This is a genomic window from Oleiphilus sp. HI0067, from assembly GCF_001635735.1.
The window spans coordinates 1-886 of sequence record NZ_LWFI01001743.1 but is presented as its reverse complement, the minus strand read 5'-3'; the positions used below and the strand labels follow the sequence as shown (position 1 = coordinate 886).

Sequence of the window (886 nt, the reverse complement as noted above, 5' to 3'; positions counted from 1 at the left end):
TTGACACTGTCAAAATAGATGTTATCTTGACGCCGTCAAGTTGAGTTTTACGCTATTTATATTCTGAGAGGTCAGGCTTTATGAGCAACCAACCATACCCACACATGCTGGAACCATTAGACCTAGGTTTCACCACGCTTAAAAATCGTGTCATTATGGGATCAATGCATACCGGCCTAGAAGACCGATTCTGGCAAATGGACAAGCTTGCAGCATACTTCGCGGAACGTGCAAAAGGTGGCGCAGCACTGGTGATCACTGGCGGCTACAACCCAAACAAACGTGGTTGGTTCTACCCTACTGCCGGACTATTCAATAGCTATCTAGATATTCCTAACCACCGTAAAGTCACGAGCGCCGTGCACAAAGAAGGCGGCAAAATTGCCCTACAAATCCTTCACGCTGGACGTTATAGCTACCACCCATTCTCTCACTCAGCGTCGGCCAAAAAAGCGCCTATTAACCCATTCAAGCCGCGCGAAATGTCAGATCGACAAATCCGCTCGACCATCAAAGATTTCGCTAAAACAGCAAAACTCGCAAAACTTGCGAACTACAACGGCGTTGAAATCATGGGTAGCGAAGGCTATTTGATCAATCAGTTTATGGCGCCTCACGTCAACAAGCGTAAAGACAAATGGGGCGGCAGTATCGAAAACCGCATGCGCTTCCCAGTTGAGATCGTAAAAGAAGTACGCAAAGCGGTAGGCGAAGAATTTATCGTGATCTTCCGTCTATCAATGATGGAACTGGTCGAAGGTGGTATGACCGCCAACGAAATCGTCGAGACAGCAAAAGCCCTAGAAGCCGCTGGCGTTACCATTATGAACACAGGTATTGGCTGGCACGAAGCACGTGTTCCAACCATCGTTACTTCTGTGCCGCG

The 886-nt window shown here is 48.0% G+C and carries 1 pseudogene; it reads left to right on the top strand.

The features are described from left to right. Nucleotides 1-80: 80 nt before the first annotated feature. Nucleotides 81-886: pseudogene (gene fadH / locus A3739_RS27780) on the top strand (NADPH-dependent 2,4-dienoyl-CoA reductase); the annotation flags it as partial.